The organism is Mesorhizobium sp. M8A.F.Ca.ET.218.01.1.1 (assembly GCF_004791165.1).
Lineage (GTDB): Bacteria > Pseudomonadota > Alphaproteobacteria > Rhizobiales > Rhizobiaceae > Mesorhizobium.
This window is the reverse complement of sequence record NZ_SRUZ01000068.1, coordinates 1-383: the sequence shown is the minus strand read 5'-3', so window position 1 is coordinate 383 and position 383 is coordinate 1. Positions and strand designations below refer to the sequence as shown.

Annotated in this window: 1 protein-coding gene; it reads left to right on the top strand. The window is 62.1% G+C overall.

Annotated elements, in window-relative coordinates:
- A partial coding sequence (locus EN861_RS34420; RefSeq protein ID WP_135928218.1) for an LLM class flavin-dependent oxidoreductase occupies positions 1 to 383 on the top strand: 383 nt, incomplete at both ends.

The window sequence follows — 383 nt, the reverse complement described above, 5'->3', positions numbered from 1 at the left end:
GTGCGCGATACGGATGAAGAGGCCTGGGCCGCCGCCGCCGATCTCTACGGGCGCATGGATGAGGCAGCGATTGCCGCCAACCAGCGCTTCGTCGGCAAGACCGATTCCGTCGGCCAGCAGCGCATGACGGCGATGCATGGCGGCCAGAAGCCGGAGAACCTGCGCGATCTTGAAATAGCGCCAAATCTCTGGGCCGGCATCGGTCTCGTTCGTCCAGGTCCGGGAACAGCTATCGTCGGCTCGCCCGATACTGTCATCCGCACGCTGGAGGCCTATAAGAAGGCGGGCGTGAACACCTTTATCCTTTCCGGCATGCCATTGCTGGAAGAAGCCTTCCGTTTCGGGGAAAAGGTGCTTCCGCGTCTTGACGTATCGCGTGCTCG